Annotated in this window: 20 protein-coding genes; 12 read left to right on the top strand and 8 right to left on the bottom strand. The window is 69.3% G+C overall.

Annotated elements, in window-relative coordinates; all coding sequences use genetic code 11:
• Positions 1–161 precede the first annotated feature (161 nt).
• From ACSQ3N_RS21390 to ACSQ3N_RS21360, 7 genes are all read right to left on the bottom strand, one after another.
• Positions 162–1,415, bottom strand: a complete 1,254-nt coding sequence (locus ACSQ3N_RS21390; protein WP_056167555.1) for a vWA domain-containing protein — start codon at positions 1,413–1,415, stop codon at positions 162–164.
• Positions 1,412–3,844 carry a DUF5682 family protein gene (locus ACSQ3N_RS21385; protein ID WP_436147400.1) on the bottom strand — a complete coding sequence of 811 codons (2,433 nt, stop codon included), beginning with the start codon at positions 3,842–3,844 and terminating at the stop codon, positions 1,412–1,414. The genes ACSQ3N_RS21390 and ACSQ3N_RS21385 overlap by 4 nt, the downstream gene beginning before the upstream one ends.
• 84 nt (positions 3,845–3,928) lie before the next feature.
• Positions 3,929–5,020, bottom strand: a complete 1,092-nt coding sequence (locus ACSQ3N_RS21380; RefSeq protein WP_396503152.1) for an AAA family ATPase — start codon at positions 5,018–5,020, stop codon at positions 3,929–3,931.
• Positions 5,017–6,594: a DUF5691 domain-containing protein gene (locus ACSQ3N_RS21375; protein WP_436147399.1), complete on the bottom strand. Its 1,578-nt coding sequence runs from the start codon at positions 6,592–6,594 to the stop codon at positions 5,017–5,019. The genes ACSQ3N_RS21380 and ACSQ3N_RS21375 overlap by 4 nt, the downstream gene beginning before the upstream one ends.
• Complete coding sequence (locus tag ACSQ3N_RS21370) at positions 6,591–7,949, bottom strand: SWIM zinc finger family protein (RefSeq protein ID WP_436147398.1); 1,359 nt, start codon at positions 7,947–7,949, stop codon at positions 6,591–6,593. The genes ACSQ3N_RS21375 and ACSQ3N_RS21370 overlap by 4 nt, the downstream gene beginning before the upstream one ends.
• A 235-nt stretch (positions 7,950–8,184) precedes the next feature.
• Positions 8,185–9,624 carry an aldehyde dehydrogenase family protein gene (locus tag ACSQ3N_RS21365; RefSeq protein ID WP_436147397.1) on the bottom strand — a complete coding sequence of 480 codons (1,440 nt, stop codon included), beginning with the start codon at positions 9,622–9,624 and terminating at the stop codon, positions 8,185–8,187.
• Between the two features lie 241 nt (positions 9,625–9,865).
• Positions 9,866–10,594, bottom strand: coding sequence for a FadR/GntR family transcriptional regulator (locus tag ACSQ3N_RS21360; RefSeq protein WP_436147396.1), 729 nt, complete (start codon positions 10,592–10,594; stop codon positions 9,866–9,868).
• A gap of 131 nt (positions 10,595–10,725) precedes the next feature.
• Between ACSQ3N_RS21360 and ACSQ3N_RS21355 the strand changes: the two genes are divergently transcribed.
• From ACSQ3N_RS21355 to ACSQ3N_RS21320, 8 genes are all read left to right on the top strand, one after another.
• On the top strand, positions 10,726–11,544 hold the full coding sequence (locus ACSQ3N_RS21355) for an NAD-dependent epimerase/dehydratase family protein (protein WP_436147395.1): 819 nt from the start codon (positions 10,726–10,728) through the stop codon (positions 11,542–11,544).
• An 8-nt stretch (positions 11,545–11,552) separates the two neighbouring features.
• Complete coding sequence (locus ACSQ3N_RS21350; RefSeq protein ID WP_436147394.1) at positions 11,553–12,449, top strand: SMP-30/gluconolactonase/LRE family protein; 897 nt, start codon at positions 11,553–11,555, stop codon at positions 12,447–12,449.
• Positions 12,450–12,507: 58 nt separating this feature from the next.
• The gene (locus ACSQ3N_RS21345) at positions 12,508–13,485 is read left to right on the top strand and encodes a TRAP transporter substrate-binding protein (protein ID WP_056167580.1); all 978 of its coding nucleotides are present in this window, start codon (positions 12,508–12,510) and stop codon (positions 13,483–13,485) included.
• Between the two features lie 76 nt (positions 13,486–13,561).
• Positions 13,562–14,050: a TRAP transporter small permease gene (locus tag ACSQ3N_RS21340; RefSeq protein WP_010459444.1), complete on the top strand. Its 489-nt coding sequence runs from the start codon at positions 13,562–13,564 to the stop codon at positions 14,048–14,050.
• Positions 14,051–14,267: 217 nt separating this feature from the next.
• Complete coding sequence (locus ACSQ3N_RS21335) at positions 14,268–15,560, top strand: TRAP transporter large permease (protein ID WP_010459442.1); 1,293 nt, start codon at positions 14,268–14,270, stop codon at positions 15,558–15,560.
• 173 nt (positions 15,561–15,733) lie between these two features.
• Positions 15,734–17,308 carry a galactarate dehydratase gene (gene garD, locus ACSQ3N_RS21330; RefSeq protein WP_235507365.1) on the top strand — a complete coding sequence of 525 codons (1,575 nt, stop codon included), beginning with the start codon at positions 15,734–15,736 and terminating at the stop codon, positions 17,306–17,308.
• A 379-nt stretch (positions 17,309–17,687) separates the two neighbouring features.
• Positions 17,688–18,638 (top strand): DMT family transporter, encoded by a 951-nt coding sequence (locus ACSQ3N_RS21325; protein ID WP_056167587.1) that lies wholly within the window; start codon positions 17,688–17,690, stop codon positions 18,636–18,638.
• A gap of 11 nt (positions 18,639–18,649) precedes the next feature.
• A complete protein-coding gene (locus ACSQ3N_RS21320) occupies positions 18,650–19,792 on the top strand; it encodes an aldose epimerase family protein (RefSeq protein ID WP_436147393.1) in 1,143 nt (380 codons plus the stop codon).
• Positions 19,793–19,862: 70 nt separating this feature from the next.
• Here ACSQ3N_RS21320 and ACSQ3N_RS21315 read toward each other — a convergent pair whose 3' ends face one another.
• The gene (locus ACSQ3N_RS21315; protein WP_436147392.1) at positions 19,863–20,807 is read right to left on the bottom strand and encodes a LysR family transcriptional regulator; all 945 of its coding nucleotides are present in this window, start codon (positions 20,805–20,807) and stop codon (positions 19,863–19,865) included.
• A 128-nt stretch (positions 20,808–20,935) separates the two neighbouring features.
• Here ACSQ3N_RS21315 and ACSQ3N_RS21310 point away from each other — a divergent pair, with 128 nt between their 5' ends.
• From ACSQ3N_RS21310 to ACSQ3N_RS21295, 4 genes are all read left to right on the top strand, one after another.
• The gene (locus ACSQ3N_RS21310) at positions 20,936–21,724 is read left to right on the top strand and encodes an SDR family NAD(P)-dependent oxidoreductase (RefSeq protein WP_436147391.1); all 789 of its coding nucleotides are present in this window, start codon (positions 20,936–20,938) and stop codon (positions 21,722–21,724) included.
• 278 nt (positions 21,725–22,002) lie between these two features.
• A complete protein-coding gene (locus tag ACSQ3N_RS21305; protein WP_436147390.1) occupies positions 22,003–23,529 on the top strand; it encodes a DegQ family serine endoprotease in 1,527 nt (508 codons plus the stop codon).
• 297 nt (positions 23,530–23,826) lie between these two features.
• A complete protein-coding gene (locus ACSQ3N_RS21300) occupies positions 23,827–24,486 on the top strand; it encodes a response regulator transcription factor (protein ID WP_056417813.1) in 660 nt (219 codons plus the stop codon).
• On the top strand, positions 24,486–25,859 hold the full coding sequence (locus ACSQ3N_RS21295; RefSeq protein ID WP_436147389.1) for an ATP-binding protein: 1,374 nt from the start codon (positions 24,486–24,488) through the stop codon (positions 25,857–25,859). Before ACSQ3N_RS21300 ends, ACSQ3N_RS21295 begins: the two co-directional genes overlap by 1 nt.
• The last annotated feature ends 247 nt before the right edge of the window (positions 25,860–26,106 follow it).

Below are 26,106 nucleotides of genomic sequence, written 5' to 3'. Positions count from 1 at the left end.
GATCCATCAAGCGGCGGGAGGTCGTTTGGATCGATAGTCTTCAGGAGCGAACACCGTGCCGTAACCTCTGTGGCGCTGGCGGTAACTGGCCCTGCTGCCCGTGCGTTGGGCGCCGCAGACTGGGGGGCGCTGGCGTTGCTCCTGCAGTCTGCAAGGCGCACTCACCGCGCCTTGGCGCTCGTCACCATGCCCTGGGTCGCCGCCCACGCGTTGATGTCGTCGCGCCGGATCGCCGCGGCCATCAGCTGCGGAAAGGCGTCGGGCGTGCACGCGAACGAGGGCACGCCCAGCGCGGCCAGTTTGGCCGCCAGCGCGTGGTCGTAGGCGGGCGCGCCTTCATCGCTGAGCGCCAGCAGGGTGATGAACTGCACGCCGCTGTCCACCAGCTCCGCGGCGCGGCGCAGCAGGTTGGCCTCGACGCCGCCTTCGTACAAATCGGAGATCAGCACGAAGATGCTGTTGCGCGGCTCCTTGATGAGGGACTGGCAGTACGCCACCGCGCCGTTGATGTCGGTGCCGCCGCCCAGCTGCACGCCGAACAGCACGTCCACCGGGTCGTCGAGCTTTTCGGTCAGGTCCACCACCGCTGTGTCGAACACCACGAGCTTGGTGGATACGGCCGGCAGGCTGGCCAGCACTGCACCGAAGATGCTGGAGTACACCACCGAGTTGGCCATGGAGCCGCTCTGGTCGATGCACAGCACCACCTCGCGCTGCGGGCGCCGGGCCTTGCGGCCGTAGCCGATCAGCGTCTCGGGCACCACGGTGCGGTAGTCGGGCTGCCAGTGCTTGAGGTTGGCGCGGATGGTGCGCTGCCAGTCGATCTCCGAGTGGCGCGGGCGGCGGTTGCGCTGGCTGCGGTCCAGCGCGCCGCTCACGGCCGAGCGCATGGGGTCCTCCAGCCGCTTCATCAGGTCGTCCACCACGCGGCGCACCACCATGCGGGCGGTGTCCTTGGTGCCGGCCGGAATCACGTGCGACAGCGCCAGCAGGTTGGCCACCAGGTGCACGTCGGGCTGCACGGTCTCCAGCATCTCGGGCTGCAGCAGCATGTCGCGCATGTTCAGGCGCTCCATGGCGTCGCGCTGCATCACCTGCACCACCGAACTGGGGAAGTACTTGCGGATGTCGCCCAGCCAGCGGGCCACGCTGGGCGACGAGGCGCCCCGGCCCCCGCGCCGCTCGCGCGACTGCAGGCCGCCCGGGCCATCGGCCTCGTACAGCGCCGCCAGGGCCTGGTCGATCTCCACGGCAGGGCCCGTCAGGGGGCCGCAGCTTTGTGCCGCTTCGCTGCCCAGCACCAGGCGCCAGCGGCGCAGGCGTTCTTCGTGGGTGAGCGGCGTGGGCGCGGTGTCCGCCGCCGGTGCCGATGGCGTTGCCTGGGCGGCCGGCGTGGGGTTCGGGGTTGTCGTCATGCCGTCAGTCCCATCAGTTCGCGCAGCAGCGGCAGCGGCAGGGCCGCGCGGGTTTCGTCCCATGCGGGGGCGGCCAGCGGTGCGGCGGCGGTGCGCGCGCCCTGGCTCGCTCGCTGCCCCAGGTCGCGCCGCTCGCTCGGGCCGAACGCCGAGAACGTGCGGCGCACCAGCGGCAGCACCCGCACGAAGTGTTCTTCATTCAGGCTGGAGAGCCACTGGTCCACCAACTGCCACACGTTGGCATCGTGCAGCAGCACCACGGCGTTGCGGTTGAGAAAACCATCCAGCCACGCCGCCGCCTTGCCGGGCTCCGCGCCCGCCGACAGGTGCAGCGACAGCGCGGGTCCGACCTGGTCTGCCGACCAGACGCCATCGTCGAGCAGCAGCCGCACCGCCACGCCCTGCAGCAGCTCGTGCGCGCTCTGGTGCTGCTGAGCCACCTGGGCCAGCGCACGCTGCCACTGCTCGGTCTGCTCAGGCGATTGCCGCAGTGCGATGGCCGCGTGGGCGCCCAGGAGCTTTTCGCGCAGCTGGTCGGCGGCGTCGTCGTCGATGGCGCTGCAGGCCAGTGGCAGGCTGATGGCCGCGCGCACGATGAGGCTGTCCAGCACATGGCTGACCAGCGTGGCGTCGGTCTGCCGCACATTGCCGTAGCGGAAAACGTTGGACAGCGGCGGCAGCGCGGCCAGCAGCTGCAGCGCATCGCCGGTGAGCGCCGCGCGGTTTTCCAGCGCGCGCGTGGCGGCGGCCACGGCCGTGTCCAGGTCGGCCAGCAGCACGCGGTCCACCAGGGACGACAGCTCGCCCAGGCTCTCGGCGCGGGCGGACTCGTCGGTCACGCGCGCCGTGGCGGCCTGCGCCAGTGTCTGTCCCCACTGGCTGGCCTCGATGAGGCGCAGCACGAACTCGGGCTGCCACTGCAGGTTCCACACCTCGTGGAAGGTGCCGCGCGACGAGCGCCCCACACGGGCCAGCGTGCCCCAGGGCACGTCCAGCAGGTTCAGGCGGTGCAGCAGGTGGCTGCGCGCCAGGTCGTTGGCGTTGCGCAGGTCCAGGTCCAGCGTCTTGTGCGTGGCCTCGGGCTTCAGGCGCAGGCTCTTCTGGGCCTGCTCCACATCGCGCTGCAGCGGCACCATGGGCACGTCGGGCGGCACGGCGCCCAGGCGGTCGCCCACCACCAGCGCATCGTGGATGAAGTGCAGCACCGACTCGTCGCCCAGCGTGAGCACGGTGCGGCTGGCCTCGTGCAGCTCTTCCAACCCCGGGGCGGGCCGCTCGCGCAGCGCGGCCAGGGTGTCGGCCAGCCGCGCGGCCTCGATCAGGTGGGCGGACGAGCAGTCCAGGTCGCGCTCGCGCATCAGCCGCGCCACACGGGCCAGCCAGCCGATGGCGCGCGGCTGCGTGCTCTGGTGGCTGGTCCACAGGTGCTCGTACCAGCCGGGAGCGTGGATGCCGGCGCCATAGCCGCTGGCGCGGGCCAGGTGGCGGTAGGTCCACGGCACCCAGGTGCTCTGCACCTTGACCTTGGGCAGGCCCTTGAGCAGTGCCTGGTCTGCCTTGGCCGTGGCCTTGGCCTGCAGGCCCCCCAGGTGCCAGGCGCCGCAGACCACGGCGATGCGCTCGAAGCCTTCTTTCTGCGCCGCGCGGATGCACTGGCGCATGTGCGCCTCGCGCAAGGCTTCACGCTGCGCTTCCTCGGGGCTGCGGTGGCGCTCGCCCCACTCGCTGCGCAGCGCCAGCATGGCTTCGGAGATGGCGGCGAACAGCTCTTCGCCGTCGCCGCGTTCCTCGACCATGTGGTTCCACCAGGCTTCGCCGTCGGCATAGCCTGCGGCCTGCGCCAGCCAGGTCAGCGGGTCGCCGCGTGCGTCTTCTGCGTCGGCTTGCGGGTCCAGGTCCGCATCGGTTGCGGGGCTGTCCGGTGTGTCGGCATCTGCGTCGCCCGGATGGGTGGGGGTGGCTGCAGTTACGGGCTCTTCGGTGGCGTCTGTGGCGACAGGATCGGCTGCCTTGCCGGGCTCTGCCTGCATGGTTTCCGCATCGCTCCCGGCCGCTGGTTCCGCCTGGTCGGCTTGTTCTGCCTTTTCGGCGTCCGCACGCGCTTTCTCGATGCCCAGGCTGTGCGCCACCGGCAGGTCGATGAAGCGCACCGGCACCTGGGCCTGCACCGCCCACAGGGCGGCCTGCCACTCCGGCGAGAACACGGCGAAGGGGTGGTACACCGCCAGGCCTTTTTCGTCGGGTGCGTGGCTGAGCAGGGCCACCGGCGGCTTCATGTCGGCATGCACCATCAGCGGCAGCAGCGCGTCGCCTTCGGGGGGGCCTTCGATCAGCACGCAGTCGGGGCGCAGCGCCTCGAACGCGCGCACCAGGCTGCGCGCACAGCCGGGGCCGTGGTGGCGCACGCCGAAGTAGTGGGGTTCGCTCATGTCAGTGGTTCACGGTGCACGGCACGGCGCACAGCCCGCCGGCACAGGTGGTGCAATGGGCGCAACTGGCGCAAGGGGGCTGTGTCATGCCATTTCGCGGAAGGCGCGGTACAGGTCCTTCCAGTCGGCGCGTTCCTTCACCACGGTTTCCAGGTATTCGTTCCAGACCACCTGGTCCTGCACCGGGTCCTTGACCACGGCGCCGATCAGGCCCGAGGCCACGTCCAGCGGGCTCAGCGTGCCGTCGCCGAAATGCCCCGCCAGCGCCATGCCGTTGTTGATCACCGAGATGGCCTCGGCGGTGGACAGCGTGGAAGACGGGGACTTGATCTGCGTCTTGCCGTCCTCCGTCTTGCCGTTGCGCAGCTCGCGGAAGATCTGCACGATGCGCCGCACTTCCTTCAGCGCTGGGGGCTCGGCGGGCAGCTGCAGCGCGCGGCCCATCTCGGCCACGCGCTTGACCACAATGGCGACCTCGTCGTTCTCATTGCCGGGCACGGGCAGCACCACGGTGTTGAAGCGGCGCTTGAGCGCAGCCGACAGCTCGTTCACGCCCTTGTCGCGGTTGTTGGCGGTGGCGATGATGCTGAAGCCGCGCACGGCCTGCACCTCGCTGCCCAGCTCCGGGATGGGCAGGGTCTTTTCGGACAGCACGGTGATGAGGCTGTCCTGCACGTCGGCCGGGATGCGCGTGAGCTCTTCGATGCGCGCGATCTTGCCCGCGCGCATGGCCTGCATCAACGGGCTGGGCACCAGGGCCTTTTCCGACGGGCCATGGGCCAGCAGTTGGGCGTAGTTCCAGCCGTAGCGCAGCTGCTCTTCGCTGGTGCCCGCCGTGCCCTGGATGAGCAGGGTGGAGTCGCCGCTGATCGCGGCCGACAAATGCTCGGACACCCAGGACTTGGCCGTGCCCGGCACGCCGTACAGCAGCAGGCCCCGGTCCGTGGCCAGCGTGGCCACGGCGACCTCCATCAGGCGCGCATTGCCGATGTACTTGGCGCTCACCTGAAAACCGTTGGCGAGCGTGGCGCCCATGAGGTACTGCACCACGGCCCAGGGCGACAGGGCCCAGTTGTCCGGGCGCTGGCGCTGGTCGTGCTTTTTCAGTTCCGCCAGTTCTTCGGCGAACTGGTGCTCGGCGTGCTGGCGCATGACGGAAGAAGGTGTGGAGCTCATGGCGTGGCGTGGGTGGTGGGTGTCGTGGACAGGGGTTGAAGGGCGCGGCGTGTGGCGATGACCTGCATCACGTCATGCACCACGGTGGCAAAGGAAGGGGTCTCGTCGGCATGGCGCGGCCACTGGGCCAGCGCGGGCAATACATCGGGGTGCAGCGCGCAGGCCAGCTCCGCCAGGTCCGAGCGCAGCCCGTAGTCGTCCCTCAGCGTGCCCTGGCGGGCCCGCTGCAGCAGGATGGCTGCCAGCGCCGCGGACAGCGGGGCCGACAAGGTGTCCGCAGGCGGGCAGGCCGCCAGCATCTGCGGCGCAAGGGTGTACAGCTGCACCGTCACGCCCTCCTTGTCCAGCCGCTGCTGCCAGATCTTTTCACGTGCGGCGCGGGGCAGCAGCGCCAGGATGGCCGCCACGTCGGTGCGCAGCTGGTGGGCAGCGCCGGTGTCGATGAAGGCCTGGGCCCAGTCGGTCTGCGGCGCTGCGAGCAGCACGTCGCGCCAGCCGCGCAGCAGCGACTGCGCCCAGTCGGTGCCCCGGGCCCACTCGATCAGCTCGCTGGCGGACAGGCTGGTGTGCATGCTCCACCAGTCCAGCGGCACCTGGCGCACCAGCTGGTACAGCCACCAGGCACGTTCGCCGAGCGCCTCGTGCTGGGGGCGGGGCGTGTCCAGGTTGTCGGCTTTCCAGTCGGCGCCCACGGCCTCGGGCGCATCGATGACCCAGCGCTTGCGCAGCAGCGCGCGTTCGTGGCGCATCAGCGGGGCCATGCGGTCTGCAGCGCGCCGGGGATGGGCGGCCTCGGGCAGGCGCAGCAGCAACTCCAGCGCGCTGGCGCGCACCTCGCGGCTGCGGTCGGTGCGCAGGCCGTCGAGCAGCGGCTCGTCCTGCAGCGAGAGCTGGTCGGCCAGCACGCCCACCAGGTCGGCGCGCTCTTTGGCGCCCAGCTCGGCCAGCGCCTGCGCGAGCCGCTGGCGGGCCTGCTCGGGCTGCGTGGCGCGCTCGGCGGCCAGGAAGGCGCGCCGCTGTTCCAGGCTGCCGTCGGTCCAGCGCGTTTCTTCGGGGGCCGACGCGCTCACGCCCACGGCGTAGCGCCAGTCCTCGCGCTGGCTGGCCAGCCACCGGCCCCGCTCGCCCAGCACCGGCGCCAGCACGGGCCGCAGCGCGACGGAGCGGCGCCCCAGGTCCAGGGCTGCGGGCAACAGGCGCGGCGGCAGCCGGTACCCCGCCCCGGCCAGCGCCAGGCAGATCTGGTGGTGCAGCCGGGGCGGCCCCTCCTGCAACGCCCAGGTGATCAGGTGCGGCAGCTGGCCGTCAGGCCAGGCCTGCAGCGCGGGCCGCGTGTCGGGCCCTGCCTGGGTGGCCGATGCGGGCAGGGTGCTGGGCACGCCCTGCAGCCCCGCCAGGCTGCAGGCCGCCAGCATGCCCGAGGCGCGCAGCAGGGCCGTGGGTGCATCCGCCGCCTGCGCCATCGCGTCGTCGATGGACTGGCCGATGGCGCCGGGCCAGTGCGGCTGCGCGCTGCTCTGGCGCTCGGTGCCCACCATCGCGGTGGCCAGCAGCGGGGTCCATGCGGCGCTCATGCGGCACTCCTTTGCCACAGGGGCGACGGCGCCGGGGCTTCGGCCTGGTGTTGGGGCGGAGCGCTCTCCCACGCGGTCATCGGCACCAGGCTGCTGCCGTCCCATTCGCAGGCCAGGTGCACCGCGTGCCCGCCGGTCGCGGCCAGCAGGGTCCACAGGTCGGCGTCGCCCACGGCCAGGGGCAGCAGATGCCCGTCGGCATGCAGGTACGGCTGGCTGTCGCGCAGCAACGGTACGGCGTGGTGCATCACCACCGGATGGCTGAACACCCAGGGGCTGGCGGCGATGCGGCGCGCCACGCCGTCCCATTCGTGCGCCGTGCCGGCATCGGGCCACTGCGGGGCGGCCGGAGGGCCTGCCTGGTCCACCACCTGCGCGCGCAGGTCCGCCGTGCCGGGGAAGAAGGCCAGCGTGGCGCTGACACCCGTCCCGGCGAAGAAGGAGTGCTCGAAACCCCGGCCGCCGAAGGCGTGGTCCCACAGCAGCGCGCGGCGCTGGCTGCGGGCGCCGTGCAGCCATACGCGGCGTTCGGTGAGCTTGTCGTCGCGGTCCTGGGCCACCACGCCCAGCACGGTCCAGTGGTCGTCCACGCGCTCGCCGTGCTCCAGCACCTCGGCCTTGTCGTGCGGCCAGCCCAGCATGGCGCGCAGCTCGGCCTGCAGGGCCGGCGGCAGGCTGGCGCGGCGCTGCAGGGCTTCGCAGGCCAGCTGCATGAGGCCCAGGCGCGCCAGCGTGCGCTCGGGCCAGTCTTCGCCGTCACGGATGCCGGCGGCGGCTTCGCGGATGCGCACGCCCAGGCCCGGGGCCTGCGCATCCACCATGCGCGCGGCCATGGTCTGCCAGGTCTGCAGCACCTCGGCGTTCAGCGACCCGAGCCCGCGGCTCACCTGGTCGCACAGCCAGCGCTGCAGTTCCTGCGCGGCGGTTTCCATGCGCTGCCAGCGCTGGGCTTCGCGTTTGGCCTGCGCCTGTTCGTCCACGGGGGCGGCGGCCTTCTCGGCTTGGCGCACTTCCTTTTGCTGCGCCTTGTCGGCGCGCGAGCCGAGCCATTCGCTCACCCACGCGGGCGGCGGTGTGGCCTGGAAGAGTTGGGGGTTCTGCGCCTGGATCATGAGCAGCGCCAGCCCGTGCTTGCACGGAAACTTGCGGCTCGGGCAACTGCAGCGGAAGGCGGGGCCGTTCAGGTCCACCTGCGTCTGGTAGGGCTTGGAGCCACTGCCCTGGCATTCGCCCCAGACGGCTTTGTCGTCGGCGCCCAGCAGGGGCCATTTGGCGGGGGAGACCAGGCCTTTGGCGGCCTTGGCCGACGCGTCGTCGGGCGCCAGCGCCACCACGCCTTCCATCGTGAATGCCATACGGATCCCGCGCCCCTCGCCCTGTTGGTTGTGTGAATCTGGTCCGGGCAGGATCATACGGGCGGCCTGCGGCCCATTCGGGGCCCGCGGCCCACCGTTGCAATGCGTAACGATTGGGGCGGCCATCGCTCCCCGCCCAAAAAGAAACCCCGCCAAGGCAGAGTGCCGTGGCGGGGTTGCGGGGGGGGCAGGCAGCCGTACCCATGCAGGGTGCGGCTGGCGCGGTGCGGGCTGGTCAGGCCTGGGTGTAGGCCGTCTTCACGGTGGTGTAGAACTCCGCGGCGTAGCGGCCTTGCTCGCGCGGGCCGTAGCTGCTGCTCTTGCGGCCGCCGAACGGCACGTGGTAGTCCACGCCGGCCGTGGGCAGGTTCACCATCACCATGCCGGCCTGGGCGTGGCGCTTGAAGTGCGTGGCGTGCTTGAGGCTGGTGGTGGCGATGCCGCTGGCCAGGCCGAACTGCGTGTCGTTGGCCAGGGCCAGCGCTTCGTCGTAGTTCTTCACGCGCTGCACGCTCACCACGGGGCCGAAGATTTCTTCGCGGTTGATGCGCATGCCGGGCGTGGTCTCGGTGAACAGGGCGGGGCGCAGGTAGAAGCCGGGCGCGCCGTCTGCGTTCTTCTCCAGGGCTTCGCCGCCAAAGGCGAGCTTGGCGCCTTCCTGCTGGCCGATGCCGATGTATTCCAGGTCCTGCGCCAGCTGGCGGTCGTCCACCACGGGGCCGATGTCGGTGCCGGCCTTGCGGGCGTCGTCCACCTTCAGGGTCTTCATCTTCTCGATCATGGCGGCCACGAAGCGGTCGTGGATGCCCTCGGTCACGATCACGCGGCTGCTGGCGGTGCAGCGCTGGCCGGTGGAGAAGAAGCCGCTGTTCACGGCAGCGCCCACGGCCACGCCCAGGTCGGCGTCGTCCAGCACCACGAAGGGGTTCTTGCCGCCCATCTCCAGCTGCACCTTGGCGCCGCGCGGCACGCAGGCGGCGGCCACGCGCTGGCCCGTGCCCACCGATCCGGTGAAGCTCACGCCCGCGATGCGCTCGTCTTCCAGCAGCACCTGGCCCACGTCCGAGCCGCGGCCCATCACCAGGTTGAACACGCCGGCCGGCAGGCCTGCGCGGTGCAGGATGTCGGCCAGCGCCCAGGCGGAGCCGGGCACCACTTCGGCGGGCTTGAACACCACGCAGTTGCCGTAGGCCAGGGCCGGGGCGATCTTCCAGGCGGGGATGGCGATGGGGAAGTTCCACGGCGTGATGATGCCGATCACGCCCAGGGGTTCGCGCGTGATCTCGATGCCCACGCCGGGGCGCACCGAAGGCACCAGCTCGCCGCCAGGGCGCAGCGCCTCGCCGGCGAAGAACTTGAAGATGGCGGCCGCGCGGCCCACTTCGCCGATCGCCTCGGGCAGTGTCTTGCCTTCTTCGCGGGCCAGCAGGTCGCCGAGCTCGGCCTTGCGGGCGATGATCTCGTTGCCCACCGCGTCCAGGATGTCGAAGCGCTGCTGGGGCGTGGACACGCTCCATGCCGGGAAGGCCGCGTGGGCTGCCGACACGGCCTCCAGCGCCTGCTCGCGGCTGGCCACGGCGTAGTCGCCGATCACATCGCGCGTGTCCGACGGGTTGGTGTTGCGGTAGTTGCGGGCGCCTTCGGTCCAGGTGCCGCCAATCAGGTTTGCATGCATGGCTGTGGTGGGAGTGAGTGAGGTGGATGGATGGGGGGCGACAAGTCCTCAAGCCCTCCGGGCTGTGGACGTCGTGGCACTTAGATTCGGCACCGTGCCGCAAGCGCCGCGGTGGTACGGCGGCCAAGGCCGACGCACCCAGGGAAAAACATGTTGTATGTCATCGTACAACAATGTGCACATACTTTTGCCAGGGTAACTACTTAGGCGCCGAGACTGTGCCTGCCAGTGGCGGGGGCGTTCAGCTGGCCTCGGCCTGTGCGCGCCGGCGGCGTTCACGGCTGTTGGCCAGGTGGGTGCGCATGGCGGCGCGGGCGGCGTCCGGGTCCTGCGCCACGATGGCGTCGTAAATGCTTTCGTGCTCGCCGTTCACGCGCCGCAGGTACTGGCTGCGCTCGTTGCTCACGCCGTCCACCGAGTCCAGCCGCGCGCGTGGAATGATCATGCTGCCCAGCGTGCCCATGAGTTCCGCGAAGTGGCTGTTGTGCGTGGCGCGTGCGATCTCCAGGTGGAACTGGAAGTCCGACGCCACCGCGTCGCGGCCTGCCTCTACCGCGGCGGCCACGGCATCAAGCGCTTCGCGCATGGCCTTGAGGTTGCCCTCGGAGCGCCGCTGGGCGGCCAGGGCCGCCGCCTCGGTCTCCACGCCGATGCGCAGCTCCAGCACGGCGATCACGTCGCGCAGCGTGCTGAACTGGTCGGGCGTGATCTTGAAGCCGGGCGCCTGGCCCAGCCCCAGAACGAAGGTGCCGATACCGTGGCGCGTCTCCACCAGGCCCGAAGCCTGGAGCTTGGAAATCGCCTCGCGCACCACGGTGCGGCTCACGCTGAACTCCGTCATGATCGCGGCTTCGGTCGGCAGCTTGTCGCCCAGGGCCAGGCGGCCGTCGCGGATGCGGTCGCCCAGGGATTCGACCAGCTCCAGGGCCAGGGTGCGGGGCTTGCGGCGAAGCTCGGTAACGGTGTTCATTTCTTGGTGTTATCCCTATGTGGCCTCGTGGGGCAGAAGCGGTACATTGCTCTTTCTTTGTTGTACGACAACTGATGACGTATAGCAAGAGTGTTGTCACTGTACCAAGAACCTCTGCCTTTGTAACCGCCATGCCTTGCCATCCGACGCCGATCCGTTTTCAACGCTTGCTTCTGACGGGCGCCGCCGGGGGGTTGGGCAAAGAGCTGCGCACGCGGCTGTCGGCGTATTGCACCACGCTGCGCCTGTCGGACATCGCGGACCTGGGCGCAGAGGCCGAGGGCGAGGAAGTGCGCCCCGCTCGGCTGGAAGATGCCGGCGCCGTGCTCAGCCTGCTGGAAGGCGTGGACGCCGTGATCCACCTGGGTGGCGTGTCCACCGAACAGCCCTGGGACCTGATCCTTCAGGCCAACATCGTCGGCGCATACAACCTGTACGAAGCCGCGCGCAAGCATGGCGTCAAGCGCGTGGTGTTCGCCAGCTCAAACCACGTCACCGGCTTCTATCGCCAGGACGAAGTCGTGGGCCTGGCAGACCCGGCCCGCCCCGACGGCCTGTACGGCCTGTCCAAGGCGTTTGGCGAAGACCTCTCGCGTTTCTATTTCGACCGCTACGGCATCGAGACCGTGTGCCTGCGCATCGGCTCCTCGTTCCCCGAGCCACGCAACCGCCGCATGTTGGCCACCTGGATGAGCTACGACGACCTGGAGCGCTTGGTGGTCGCCAGCCTGACCGCGCCGGTCGTGGGCCACAGCACCATCTACGGCATGGGTGACAACACCACCACCTGGTGGGACAACACTCTGGCGCGCCACATCGGCTACCGCCCGCAGGACAGCTCCGAGCCCTTCCGCGCCAAGGTCGAGGCCGCCGACCCGCACCCTGACCTGACCGACCCCGCCGTGATCTACCAGGGCGGCCCCTTCGTGCGCACCGGCCCTTTCGAATGAGCGCCCCGATGACCCCGTCCGTGGACCTGCTGCTGCCCGACCATCGCGACCAGGTGGGCGAAAGCCCGGTGTGGAGCGCTGCCGAGCAGGCGCTCTGGTGGGTGGACATCGAAGGCCGCCAGCTGCACCGCTGGACCTATGCGGACCAGCACCTGCAAAGCTGGGACACCGCCGAGCGCCCCGCCTGCATCGCGCTGCACGCAGCCGGCGGGCTGATCGCCGGCATGGACACGGGCGTCTTTCACCTGCAGCCCCAAGTGGGCGGCACGCTGGCCGCCACGCTGCTGGCCGGCGTGGACCACCCCCAGCCCGGCATGCGCTTCAATGACGGCCGCTGCGACCGCCAGGGCCGCTTCTGGGCGGGCACCATGGTGCGCGACATGTCTCTGGCGCAGGCCGCGGGCAGCCTGTACCGCATGGACGCGCAGCGCGGCCTGTCGGCACCGCAGGTGCAGGGCCTGGTCACGCAGAACGGCCTGGGCTTCAGCCCCGACGGCAAGACCATGTACCTGAGCGACAGCCACCCGAGCGTGCAGCAGATCTGGCAACTGCCATTGCACGACGATGGGTCCCTGGGCGAACGCTCGCTGTTCGTCGACATGCGCGATCTGCCCGGCCGGCCCGACGGCGGCGCGGTGGATGCCGACGGCTGCTACTGGATCTGCGGCAACGACGCTGGCGTGGTGCACCGCTTCACGCCCGACGGCCGCCTGGACCGGTCCATCGCCGTGCCCACCAGCAAGCCCTCGATGTGCAGCTTTGGCGGCCCGGGGCTGGACGTGCTGTTCATCACCTCCATCCGTCCGGGGCAGCCCCAAGGCGACGACGTGGCGCTCGGCGGCGCCATCTTTGCCACCCGGCCCGGCGTGGCGGGGTTGCCGGAAACACCCTATCGGAGCGCCTGAGGACAACAGGCCCCGGAACTCTCCCCCAATTCACAACATTTCAACCCAGGAGACAACCATGAAAATCCCCCATCTGTTTGGCCGCGTCGCACTGGCTGCCAGCGTCCTGTTCGGCAGCCTGGCCGCGCAGGCCACGGAATTCCGCTCGTCGGACATCCACCCCGAGGACTACCCCACCGTGCTGGCCGTGCGCCACATGGGCGAGACGCTGTCCAAGGCCACGGGCGGCAAGCACAGCATCAAGGTGTATGCCAAGGGGTCGCTCGGCATCGAGAAGGACACCATCGAGCAGACCAAGCTGGGTGCGATCGCCATGACGCGCGTGAACGTCGCGCCCATGAACAACATCTGCCCCGCCACCATGGTGCCCACCATGCCCTTCCTGTTCCGCGACAAGGAACACATGCGCAAGGTGCTCGACGGCGCCATCGGCGACGAGATCCTGAAGGACTGCGAATCGCAAGGCTTCGTGGGCCTGGCGTTCTACGACTCCGGCGCCCGCTCGATCTACACCGTCAAGAAGCCGATCAAGACCCTGGCCGACGTCAAGGGCCTGAAGGTGCGCGTGCAGCAGAGCGACCTGTGGGTGTCCCTGCTCGAAGCCATGGGTGCCAATGCCACCCCCATGCCCTTCGGCGAGGTCTACACCGCGCTCAAGACCGGCCTGGTGGACGCTGCCGAAAACAACTACCCCAGCTACGAAAGCTCGCGCCACTTCGAAGTGGCCAAGTACTTCAACAAGACCGAGCACTCGATGGCGCCCGAGATCCTGTTGTTCAGCAAGCGCGTGTGGGACACGCTGAGCGCCGACGAGCAAAAGGCCATCCGCGCTGCCGCCAAGGAATCGGTGGGCTTCATGCGCAAGATCTGGGACGAACGTGAAGAAAAGTCCCTGGCCACGGTGAAGGCCGGCGGCGCGCAGGTCGTGGAGATCGACAAGGTCGCGTTCAAGACCGCGATGAAGCCTGTGTACGACAAGTTCCTGAAGGACCCCAAGCTCCAGGACATGGTCAAGCGCATCGACGCGGTGCAATAAGCCCACCAGACCGGCCGGCAGGGCGCCTTCTTCGGTCGCCCGGCCGGTCACTCCTTCCGTCTTCTGAATGTCTCTTATGTATACGCGTCTCTGCGCTTTCATCGCGCGCACCTGCCTTCAGCTGGGTGTCGGGGGGCTGGTGCTGCTGGTGTGCGCCGTGCTCTATCAGGTCGTCGGCCGCTACATCTTCAACAACACACCCACCTGGGCCGAAAGCAGCGCCGTGCTGCTGGTGCTGTACGTGACCATGCTGGGCATGGCCGTGGGGGTGCGTGATGCCGGACACATCGGCCTCGAATCGTTCCTGGTGCTCGCGCCCGACTGGCTACGCCACAAACTCGAAATCGTGATCCACGTGCTGGTGCTGATCTTCGGCGTGGTCATGGCCTGGAACTGCGGCGTGCTGGCCGAGTCCGTGGCGCCCTACAAGATCCCTACGCTCGGCATCTCCGAAGCGTTCAAGTACGTTCCCCCCGCGCTCGCTGGTGTGCTGGTGGCGATGTTCTCGCTCGAGCACATCATCGCCCTGGTCCGCGGCACAGAGGTCGAGCCCGCCTGGCACTGAGATGAAGCACACCCCCCTGAGCGCTTTCAGCGCTTCCCCCCGCTCTCGCATGGCTGCGCCAAGCGGGCAGGGAGACGCAGCCCTCGCGGCGGGGCGGCCCTGGCTCGGCTGCCCTGGCCTGGGTAACGCCCGCCTCATGCGCAGCGACCCGGGGTCGATCGCAGCAATCCCTGCATACCGCCCAGCACCCTAACGTTCCTGTAAAGATTCCACCATCATGGCGTTGACCATTCTGTGCGTGACCTTCACGCTCCTGCTGCTGCTGGGCGTGCCCGTGGCCTTTTCCATCGGTTTGTCGTCACTGGCGACCATCCTGTACGAAGGCCTGCCGCTGGCGGTGGGCTTCCAGCAGATGATTTCGGGCATGAACCCGTTCTCGTTCCTGGCGATTCCGTTCTTCATCTTTGCGGGCGAGATCATGATGTACGGCGGCATTGCCGACCGCATCGTGGTGTTCGCCAAGAGCGTGGCCGGCCATGTGCGCGGCGGGCTGGGCATGAGCAACGTGCTCGCCTGCACGCTGTTCGGCGGCGTCTCGGGCTCGCCCGTGGCCGACGTGTCTGCCATGGGCGCGGTGCTCATCCCGCAGATGAAGAAAGAGGGCTACCACGCCGACTACGCGGTCAACGTGACCACGCACGCCTCGCTGGTGGGCGCGCTCATGCCCACGTCGCACAACCTGATCATCTTCACGCTGGCTGCCGGCGGCAAGGTGAGCATTGCCGCGCTGATCCTGGCTGGCATCGTGCCTGCGCTGCTGCTGACCGTGTGCAACCTGCTAGCCGCCTACCTGGTGGCCGTCAAGCGCGGCTACCCATCGGGCACGTTCCCCGGCTGGGAGATCGTGTGGATCTCGTTCCGGGCGTCGGTCCCCGGGCTGGCGGTGGTGGTCATCATCATCGCGGGCATCTTGTCGGGGGCGTTCACGGCCACGGAGTCCGCCTCGGTGGCGGTGATCTGGGCGTTGCTGCTGTCGGTGTTCGTCTACAAGAAGCTCACCCGCGAGCAGTTCCTCAAGGCCGCCTCCAAGGCCGTCAAGACCACGGGCACCGTGCTGCTGCTGATCGGCATCTCGTCGATGTTCGGCTACCTCATCGGCCTGTACGGTGTGGCCGAGCTGACCGGCGAGGCCCTCAAGTCCATGAGCACGTCGCCATGGGTCATCTTCCTGTGCGTGAACATCATCCTGTTCATCCTGGGAACGTTCCTGGACATGGCGGCCACCATCCTGATCTGTACGCCGATCTTCCTGCCCATCTGCCAGCAGTTCGGCATGAGCACCGAGCAGTTCGGCATCGTGATCCTCATCAACTGCGCGCTGGGCCTGAACACCCCGCCGGTGGGGACCACGCAGTTCATCGGCTGCACCATCGGAGGCATCTCGGTGGGCGAGGTGATGCGAACCATCTGGCCGTTCTACAGCGCGCTCATCGTGGCGCTGATGCTGGTGACGTACGTGCCGCAATTCTCGATGTGGCTGCCGGACCTGGTCTTGAAGGGCGGTGGGTGAAGCGGGGCGGGGCTGGCGACGAGTCGGCCCCTTGACAGCTTGTCCACCGGGTGTGAAGGCGAGTGAAGCGAGATGCATGTGCAAGGCGCGTGCGATGACTCTGGCGGCGGCATGGCGTATCTTTTTGTGCAAGCTGTGCAGCGCCAGCAAGAAGTAAAGAAGTGACAGACCCGATGCGAGAAGCCCTCACCATCCGCATGCATGCGGAAGACAACGTCGCCATCGTCTCCAACGACGGTGGCCTGCCCGCTGGCACGGTGTTGCCGCCCGGCGTGCCCGGCGCCGGCATCGCGCTGCGCGACAAGGTGCCCCAGGGCCACAAGGTGGCGCTGGCGGACATCCCCGAAGGCGGCGTGGTGCGCCGCTACAACGTGCCCATCGGCTATGCGCTCAAGGACATCGCGGCCGGCAGCTGGGTGCACGAGCGGCTGCTGCAGATGCCCTCGGCCCGTGCGCTGGAAGGCCTGCCCATGGCCACGGTGAAGCCCCCGGTGCTGGAGCCGTTGACGGGCTACACCTTCGAGGGCTACCGCAACGCGGACGGATCGGTGGGCACGCGCAACATTCTGGCGATCACCACCACCGTGCAGTGCGTGGCGGGCGTGGTGTCGCAGGCCGTGCACCGCATCAAGACCGAGCTGCTGCCGTTGTTCCCGAACGTCGACGACGTGATCGGCCTGGAACACAGCTACGGCTGCGGCGTGGCCATCGACGCGCCCGACGCGGTCATCCCCATCCGCACGCTCAAGCACATCAGCCTGAACCCCAACTTCGGCGGAGAAATCATGGTGGTGAGCCTGGGCTGCGAGAAGCTGCAGCCCGACCGCCTGCTGCCCCCGGGCAGCTTCCCCATCACCGACGAGCGCGATGCGGCCCTGGGCCCCGAGACGGTGTGCCTGCAGGCCGACCACCACGTGGGCTTCATGTCGATGCTGGACGACATACTGCAAAGCGCCAGGCCGCATCTGGAACGCCTGAACGCCCGCCGCCGCGAGACCATCCCGGCCAGCGAGCTGGTGCTGGGCGTGCAGTGCGGCGGCAGCGACGCGTTTTCGGGCGTCACCGCCAACCCGGCTGTGGGCTTTTGCGCCGACCTGCTGGTGCGCGCAGGCGCCACGGTGATGTTCAGCGAGAACACCGAGGTGCGCGACGCGGTCGAGCAGCTCACCAGCCGCGCCGCCACGCCGGAGGTGGCCGAAGCCATCGTGCGCGAACTGGGCTGGTACGACCGCTACCTGGACCGCGGCCGCGTGGACCGCGCGGCCAACACCACGCCGGGCAACAAGGCGGGTGGCTTGTCCAACATCGCCGAGAAGGCCATGGGCTCCATCATCAAGAGCGGCACCGCGCCCATCTCGCACGTGCTGGCCCCGGGCGAAAAACTGCGCCGCGACCAGCGCGGCCTGGTGTACGCCGCCACGCCGGCCAGCGACTTCATCTGCGGCACGCTGCAGCTGGCCGCCGGCATGAACCTGCACGTGTTCACCACCGGCCGGGGCACGCCCTACGGCCTGGCCGAATGCCCCGTGGTCAAGGTGGCCACGCGCAGCGACCTGGCGCGCCGCTGGCACGACCTGATGGACATCAACGCCGGCAAGATCGCCGACGGCGAGGCCACCATCGAAGATCTGGGCTGGGAGATGTTCCACCTGCTGCTCGATGTGGCCAGCGGCCGCAAGAAGACCTGGGCGGAGCAGTGGAAGCTGCACAACGCGCTGGTGCTGTTCAATCCGGCGCCGGTGACTTGACGAGGCTCGCGTGTATTAGCCAACCGTTCGGGCTGAGCCTGTCGAAGCCTCGCGCCGCGCTTCGACCGGCCTGTCCTGAGTCCGTCGAAAGGCTTGGCGTGAACGGTATGGGTTGTTGAAAGGGTTCGCAGGAGTCTTTTGAAGCGTACGTTGTGAGGGACCTCACCCATCTGTCCCGCGTCCGCTCCCATCCTTCAAACCCACCAAATACCCGGTCGGGCTGAGCTTGTCGAAGCCCTGCGCGGCGCTTCGACAAGCTCAGCGTGAACGGGTTTTAAGTTTTTTTTCGAGACAGATCCATGAGACACGATCTGCCGAAATCCCATCCCCACAGCCCGTCCTTGCACGGGCTGTGTCACTAGAGAGAAAGACGAATCCCATGCCCCACACCCGATTTTCCGACCGCAAGGTCGTGGTGGCGCTGGCGCTGCTGTGTTGCCTGCTTTGGGGCAGCTCGTACCCCGCCATCAAGACCGGCTACGCCTGGTTCGGCATTGCGCGCGACGACATCCCATCGCAACTGGTGTTCGCCGGCTGGCGCTTTCTGGGCGCGGGGCTCATCCTGCTGGCCTGGGCGCTGAGCCAGCGCAAGTCCATCGTGAACCTGGGGGCGGGCAGTGCGCGCCAGCTGGTGGTGCTGGGCCTGTCGCAGACCACGCTGCAGTACGTGTTCTTCTACGTGGGGCTGGCCTACACGACGGGCGTCAAGGGCTCGATCATGAACGCCACCGGCACCTTCTTCAGCGTGCTGCTGGCGCACTGGGTCTATCACAACGACCGGCTGAGCCACGCCAAGCTCTGGGGCTGCCTGGTGGGCTTTGTGGGTGTGATGGTGGTCAACCTGGGGCGCGGCACGCTGGACATGGACTTCACGCTGCTGGGCGAAGGCTTCGTGGTGATCGCCGCTTTTGTGCTGGCCGCGGCCAGCATCTACGGCAAGCAGGTGTCGCAGCGCATGGACTCGGTGGTCATGACCGGCTGGCAACTGGGCATTGGCGGCGCGGCGCTGCTGGCCGTCGGCGGGGTGCTGGGCGGCTCGCTCACGGGCTTCACCTGGGGCTCGGCTGCGCTGCTGGTGTACCTGGCGCTGCTGTCGTCGGCCGCGTTCTCGCTGTGGAGCATCTTGCTCAAGCACAACCGGGTGAGCCAGATCACGGTGTTCAACTTCACGGTGCCGATCTTCGGCGCGGCGCTGTCGGCGCTGTTCCTGGGCGAGGCGCTGCTGGAGTGGAAGAACCTGCTGGCCCTGGTGCTGGTGTGCGCGGGCATCTGGCTGGTCACGCGCGATGCGCCTGCGTCCACGCCAGCCACGCCCCCTGCCAAGCCCTAGACTCGCTGCCCATGGCCCATACCCTCCATCGCGACGCTTTCACGCACACCCTCCACGGTCAACCCACCGACCTGTACACCCTGCGCGGCGCGGGCGGGCTGCAGGTGGCGGTCAGCAACTACGGTGCCCGCCTGGTGCAGGTGGCGGTGCCCGACGGGCAGGGTGGCCTGGCCGACGTGGCACTGGGCTACGACAGCCTGCAGGGTTATCTGGATGGTCAGCTATCGATGGGCGCCATCATCGGCCGCTGGGCCGGCCGGCTGCGCCACGGACAACTGACGTTGCCCGATGGCGCCACGCTGCAACTGCCCACCAACAGCGGCCCGCACCATCACCACGGCGGCCCGCTGGGCAGCCGGTTCCAGGTGTTCACGGTGGCCGAGGTGCAGCCCGATGCGCTGCGCCTGCAGCACGTGTTTCGCACGCAGGACGACGGCGTGCCCGGCACCGTGCGGCTGACGTTGGACCTGGCCGTGGCGCCCGACAACGCACTGCACATGGCCTGGACGGCCGAGGTGGCCGATGCACCCACCGTGGTCAACATCACCGGCCACGCGTTCTTCAACCTGGCTGGTGCGGGCAGCACGCACGGCCATGTGCTGCAGGTGCCTGCCAGCCACTACGTGCCGCTGGCCGCGGATGTGTGCCCCGTCGGCACGGCGGAGCCGGTGCAGGGCACGCCGTTCGACTTTCGTGCGCCCCGCCGTGTGGGCGATGCCGTGGCGCAATCGCACGAGCAACTGGTGCGCGCAGGCGGGCTGGACCACTACCTGGCCTGGGGCGGCGCTCCCGGCGCCGCGCTGCCCGTCTGGGCACAGCAGGCACCCGCGCCGGTCCCACCCATCACGCCAGGGGGGCTGCGCCCCGCTGCCCTGCTCAGCGACCCTGCCAGCGGCCGCGCGATGCAGGTGTGGACCACCGCGCCGGGCGTGCAGGTGTATGCGGGCCACGGCCTGAAAGCCGACCCGATGCGCGACAGCGGGCGCAGCGCCATCGCCGCGCCCGGCACGCCCTGGCTGTGGCAGCCCGGCGACGGCATTTGCCTGGAGCCCATGGAGTACCCCGACGCGCCCAACCACCCCGGCTTCGGCGCGCTCTGGTGGCAGCCGGGCGAGGTGGTGCGCGGGGCCATCGTCTACCGCTTCACGGGTTGATGCATCAGCCTGCCTTCAACAAGTTTTGAGCGTTTCAGGCCCCTACCGCTTGTCTGGCAAGCGCTACCAGCTATCTAATTAATAGCAGGCCCTGCTGCGCTACGGCCGCCTCGCGCTGCAGGTGCTCCTGCACCACCGCGGCCAGCCAGTCCATCACCACGCGCACACGCTGGGGCAAGTGGCGCCGGTGGGCGTACAGCAGCGTCACGGGCATGGGCGGGGCAGGGTGGTCCTGCAGCACCTCCACCAGCAGCCCCTTGTCGATCAGCTCGCGCACGCCCAGCAGCGGTGCCTGGATCAGGCCCAGCCCGGCGGCGCAGGCGCCCAGGTAGGCCTCGGCGCTGTTCACGGTGACGCGCCCGTCCATGGGGTGGAACTGCGGGCTGTCGCCGTCCTGCACCTCGAACCCCGCCGACCGCGTGCCCAGCGTGCTCACGTAGTGCACCAGGTCGTGCTGCGCCAGGTCGGCCAGCGTGCGGGGCGTGCCCTTCTTCGCCAGGTAGCCGGGGCTGGCGCAGGTGGCCACGCGCACAAAACCCAGCGGGCGCGCCACCAGGCCGGGCTCTGCCACCGGGCCCACGCGGATCACGCAGTCAAAACCCTCGCGCACCAGGTCCACGCGGCGGTCGGTGCTGCTCAGCTCCACGTGCAGCAGGGCGTGGCGCTGCAGCAGCTCGGGCAGGCGCGGCAACACCAGCTGGCGCGCGATGCCGGTGGACATGTCGATGCGCACCCGGCCCTGCAGGTCTGCGCCCTCGGGGTGGGTGAACAGGGTTTGCAGCTCTTCCACGTCGGCCAGCAGGTCCTTGCAGCGCTCGTAGTAGACCTGCCCGTCCTGCGTCAGCTGCACGCGGCGCGTCGTGCGGTGCAGCAGGCGCGTGCCCAGCTGCGCCTCCAGTTGCTGCACCGCCAGCGAGGCATTGGCCTTGGGGATGCCCAGCACCTGCGCGGCCTGCGTGAAGCTGGCCAGCTCGGCCACGCGGGCAAAGATCTGCATGCGGTCAAGGGGGTTCATTGGCTGTTGATTTTTGAACAATCAATTCAATTTTGACTGGTTTAACTATCCATGGGGAATCAATAAAGTTCTCTCCATGCCCGCTGCACCCCGTGGCAGGCACCCCACCCCTACCCGAGAACCTTCCCATGACCGCACCGGCACACACTTCATCTTCTTCCTCCACCCCCATCGTTCTCATCACCGGCGGCAGCCGGGGCCTGGGCCGCAGCGCCGCGCTGGCGGCTGCGAAGAGCGGTATCGATGTGGTGCTGACCTACCGCCAGCAGTCCGCCGAAGCCCAGGCCGTGGTGGCCGAGATCGAGGCCCTGGGCCGGCGCGCCGTGGCGCTGCCGCTGGATGTGGGCGACGTCGGCAGCTTCGAGGCCTTTGCCGGCCAGCTGTCGCAGGCCCTGCAGTCCGGCTGGCAGCGCGAGCGCATCGACTTTCTGGTCAACAACGCCGGCATGGGCGTGCACGCACCGTTTGCCGAGACCACCGAGGCGCAGTTCGATGCGCTGGTCAACGTGCACCTCAAGGGCGTGTTCTTTCTCACGCAGCGCCTGCTGCCGCTGATGAACGACGGCGGCCGCATCCTGAACCTGTCGTCGGGCCTGGCTCGCTTTGCCTTGCCCGGCTACGCGGCCTATGCGGCGATGAAGGGCGCCATCGAAGTGCTCAGCCGCTACCTCGCCAAAGAGCTGGGCCCGCGCGGCATCGCCGTGAACGTGGTGGCCCCGGGCGCCATCGAGACGGATTTTGGCGGCGGCGCCGTGCGCGACAACGCACAGCTCAACGCCTTTGTCGCCGGCCAGACGGCGCTGGGCCGCGTGGGCGTGGCGGAGGACATCGGCCCGCTGGTCGCAGCCCTGCTGCAGCCCGCCACGCGCTGGGTGAATGCGCAGCGCATCGAGGCCTCGGGCGGCATGTTTTTGTAGAGTGCACCCCCTGGGCGCTACGCGCCTTCCCCCTCTCTCTACGCGCTTCGCGCTAGGGAGGGGGATGCCACCGGTGCACGCAAGCGCAGCGCCGCATACGCAGCATGGCGGCCCTTGCACGGTGGCACTGGCCTGGGGTCGCGCCAGCATCGAAGGCCCTTGGGCGGCAAAAGAATGCTCCAAATGCAACCACATGCACATCCCGCAGCCTAAGTTTCGTCTAAGTGTCGCTGCCCACACTGCCTTCCATCGCAACCCTGATTGAAAAGGCAGACACCATGAGCAACACGCTTGCATCCACTCCCCGCCGCCTGATCCTGGCCCTGGTGGCCGCGGGCGCTCTGGGCGCCACCGGCGCCGGGCTGATCAGCGGCCACCAGGCCCGCGCGGTCACGCCGGCTACCCCCATCGTGGCGCAGACCCCTGCGGCACCCTCGGGCGGCGCACTGCCCAGCTTTGCGCAGATCACCGCGCAAAACGGCGCGGCGGTGGTCAACATCAGCGTCACCGGCAGCACCAAGGCTGCCATGGTCAACGACGACGATGACGACGACGAGAGCCAGCCCACCGCCCGCCAGGGCCGGGGCCCGCAGATCGATCCGAACGATCCGTTCTACGAATTCTTCCGCCAGTTCGGCATGCCCGGCGCCGGTGCGCAGGGCCGTCCCAACATGCCCACCCACGGCCTGGGCTCGGGCTTCATCGTCAGCCCCGACGGGCTGGTGCTGACCAACGCCCACGTGGTCAAGGGCGCGAGCGACGTCACCGTCAAGCTCACCGACCGGCGCGAGTTCCGCGCCAAGGTGCTGGGCTCGGACCCCAAGACCGATGTGGCCGTGCTCAAGATCGACGCCAAGGACCTGCCCGTGGTGCGCCTGGGCAGCACGCGGGACCTGCAGGTGGGCGAATGGGTGCTGGCCATCGGCTCGCCCTTCGGCTTTGAAAACAGCGTGACCGCCGGCGTCGTCAGCGCCAAGGGCCGCTCGCTGCCTGACGACAGCCTGGTGCCGTTCATCCAGACCGACGTGGCGGTGAACCCCGGCAACTCGGGCGGGCCGCTGTTCAATGCGCGCGGCGAGGTCGTGGGCATCAACTCGCAGATCTACAGCCGCTCGGGCGGCTACCAGGGCGTGTCGTTCGCCATCCCCATCGAGCTGGCCGCCAAGATCAAGGACCAGATCGTCGCCACCGGCAAGGTGCGCCATGCGCAGCTCGGCGTGGCGGTGCAGGAGGTGAACCAGGCGTTTGCCGAATCCTTCCAGCTCGACAAGCCCGAAGGCGCACTGGTGGCCAGCGTGAGCAAGGGCAGCCCTGCCGAGAAGGCGGGCCTGCAGCCTGGCGACGTGATCCGCCAGGTGGACGGCCATGCCATCGTCGCCTCCGGCGACCTGCCCGCCTGGGTGGGCCAGGCCCAGCCCGGCCAGCAGGCCAAGCTGTCGGTGTGGCGCCGCGGCCAGCCGGTGGAGCTGACCGCCACCCTGGGCGACGCCAGCGACAAGGCGGGCAGCAAGCAGGCGCGCGCCGAAGAGGCGGTGGGCAAGGCACAGCTGGGCCTGTCGCTGCGTCCCCTCGATGCCGACGAACGGCGCGAGGTGGGCGTGAGCGAAGGCCTGGTGATCGAGCAGGCCCGCGGCCCCGCCGCCGCCGCGGGCGTGCAGCCTGGCGACGTGCTGCTGGCCATCAACGGCGCACCGGCCAAGAATATCGACCAAGTGCGCACGGCGATGGCCAAGGCCGGCAAGTCGGTGGCGCTGCTGATCGAGCGCGACGGCAACAAGATCTTTGTGCCGGTGCGGTTGGGGTGATGCGGGGATGAGGGTGAGGTGGGTGGGGTGGGAGGAGCGGGGCGGGGCGCCCCAACCTCCACACCTCAGTCCGACCCGACCCGTTCGGGCTGAGCCTGTCGAAGTAAGGTCACCGACCGTGGCGGCACTTCGACAAGCTCAGTGTGAACGGATTGGGGATTAACTGCCCGGCTGCAATACATGCTCCTAGGCTCCACCCGTAGCGCCCCAACCCCTTAGCGCCCCCACCCGTTCGGGCTGAGCCTGTCGAAGCCAGGGCACAACCCCACCCCCGCCATTCGCTATGCTCGCCCCACCATGCGACTGCTCCTCGTAGAAGACGACACCATGATCGGCGAAGCCGTGCAGGACCTGCTGCGCGCCGAGCACTACGCGGTCGACTGGGCCCGCGACGGCAACGCGGCCGATACGGCCCTGCGCACGCAGGCCTACGACCTGGTGCTGCTCGACCTGGGCCTGCCCCAGCGCGACGGGCTCTCGGTGCTGCGCGACCTGCGCACGCGCAAAGACCGCACCCCGGTGCTGGTGGCCACGGCGCGCGACTCGGTCACGCAGCGCATCGAAGGGCTCGATGCCGGTGCCGACGACTACGTGCTCAAGCCCTACGATCTGGACGAACTGCTCGCCCGCATCCGTGCCCTGCTGCGCCGTGCCGCCGGCCGGGCCGAGCCGGTGTACGAACACAAGGGCGTGTGCATCAACCCCGCCACGCGCGAGGCCTCGGTGCAGGGCGTGCCGGTCGTGTTGTCGGCGCGCGAATGGGCCGTGCTCGAGCCGCTGATCGCCCGGCCGGGCATGGTGCTGTCGCGCCAGCAGCTCGAAGACAAGCTCTACGGCTGGGGCGACGAAGTCAGCAGCAACGCGGTCGAGGTGTACATCCACGGGCTGCGCAAGAAGCTGGGCGCCGAGGTGCTGCTGAATGTGCGCGGCGTGGGCTACCTGGTGCCCAAGGCATGATGGAAAAAATCACCCCAGCCCTGCAATCCGTGCGCGCGGTGCTGCCGCGCTCGCTGCGCACGCGGCTCTTGATCTTCATCCTGGCCGCCATCGTGCTGGCCGGCGCCGTGCAGGGCGCGCTGGCCTACCGGGGCGCGCTGGCCGAGGCCGACACGCTGTTCGACTACCACATGCAGCAGACCGCGCTGGCGCTGCGCTCGGGCCTGCCGGTGGACGCGCAAGGCCTGGGCCCCGGGCTCGACCCGGAGGACGAGAACCACGAATTCATCGTGCAGGTGTGGACCAACGAAGGCCTGCGCATTTTTGAATCCGCCGTGGGCGCGGCGCTGCCGCAGATCGCGGTGCTGGGCTTCACCGACGTGCAGGCGCGCGGCGGCACCTACCGGGTGTTTTCGATGCAGACGCGCTCGCAGGTCATCCAGGTGGCGCAGAACATGGCAGCGCGCCGTGGCATGGCGCGCGCCCTGGCGCTGCGCACGCTGGCGCCGCTGGCCTTCATGGCGCCGCTCTTGGTGCTGGCCGTATGGTGGGGCGTGAGCCGGTCGCTCGCGCCGGTGGAGCGCGTGCGCCGCCAGCTGGCCCAGCGCCAGGCCGACGACCTCTCGCCCGTCAGCGACGCGCAGTTGCCCGACGAGGTACAACCCCTGGTGAGTGAGCTCAACCTGCTGTTCGAACGCGTGCAGCGCGCGTTCGACGCGCAGCAGCACTTTGTGGCCGATGCCGCGCACGAGCTGCGGTCCCCCCTGGCTGCGCTGCGCCTGCAGCTGCAGGGCCTGCAGCGCGCGGGCGACGACGCTGCGCGGGCCGCCGCCATCGAGCGCCTGTCTTCAGGCATCGACCGCGCCACGCGGCTGGTGGAGCAACTGCTGACCCTGGCCCGCCAGGAGGCCGGTGCGGCGGCCCCCGGCGCGCACACCGAGCCGGTGGACCTGCAGGCCGCGGCGCAACTGGCGCTGGCCGACGTGGCCCCGGCGGCGCAAGCCCGGTCCATCGACCTGGGCCTGCTCGACTCCGACGCGTCATCGGTGCCCGGCAACGCCGAGGCGCTGCGGATGCTGGCGCGCAACCTGCTCGACAACGCGGTCAAGTACACGCCTGCGGGCGGCAGGGTGGACCTGCAGATCCGGCGTGCGGCCGACGGCCAAATCGTTGAACTGACGGTGGAAGACAGCGGCCCCGGCATTGCTGAGGAACACCGCGCCCGCGTGATGCAGCGCTTCGTGCGCGAGACCAGCGACGGCGCCACCGGCAGCGGCCTGGGCCTGGCCATCGTGCAGGCCATCGCGCAGGCCCACGGTGCCTCGGTGACGCTGGATGCATCGCCGCGGCTGGGCGGGCTGCGCGTCACGGTGCGGTGGCCGGGGGCGGCGTAGGTCGCCATCAGCCCGTAGCACCGGCCGCGGGCCTGCGTGGGTGTGCGGGCCGTTCGTTGTGCAATGCACGGTATCGGGTTCAGTGCAGATGCTATGATTTTAGTAGCTGGTAGCGCTTGTCCATCCAGCGGTAGCGGTCAAAAAAGCTGACTTCTGGTGCACGTTGGCATCCGAGGGGGCAGTGCAGGGTAGTGCCGGGCAAGGCCGTGAGAGGTGCACAGTGGTCGCCTGGGCGGCTGGCCGCAGG

Origin of the sequence: Acidovorax sp. LjRoot194, from assembly GCF_964253015.1 — a bacterium.
Lineage (GTDB): Bacteria > Pseudomonadota > Gammaproteobacteria > Burkholderiales > Burkholderiaceae_C > Acidovorax.
The sequence above is the reverse complement of the archived record's forward strand: the minus strand, read 5'-3'. Positions and strand labels throughout refer to the sequence as shown.